The sequence below is a fragment of the Bacillus cereus group sp. N6 genome (assembly GCF_016483705.1).
GTDB classification, from domain to species: Bacteria; Bacillota; Bacilli; order Bacillales; family Bacillaceae_G; genus Bacillus_A; species Bacillus_A wiedmannii.
The window spans coordinates 1-260 of record NZ_JAEHBI010000291.1 but is presented as its reverse complement, the minus strand read 5'-3'; the positions used below and the strand labels follow the sequence as shown (position 1 = coordinate 260).

The following is a 260-nucleotide window of genomic DNA, read 5'->3' as shown; positions in this document are numbered from 1 at the left end:
CTCAATTAGAGCAAGGAATGCCCTATCGTTCTTTACGGAAAACGATTGCGATTAATCTATTAGATTTTGATCTCTTTTCTCAATATGATGATATGCATACAGTCGGACAATTTTGGAGTCAACAACACAAGGAAGTGTTACTCGAAGATTTGGAAATCCATTTCATTGAAATTCCGAAATTGTTACAGCAATGGAGAGAAGAAAAAATTAATCCGTGGGAAAATGAATTCGCTCGTTGGTTACTTTTACTACCAGCGCAT

1 protein-coding gene is annotated in these 260 nt (G+C 36.2%); it reads left to right on the top strand.

Annotation, left to right across the window (positions count from 1 at the left end; translation table 11 throughout):
- A partial coding sequence (locus tag JDS99_RS31340) for a PD-(D/E)XK nuclease family transposase (RefSeq protein WP_199696534.1) occupies window positions 1–260 on the top strand: 260 nt, incomplete at both ends.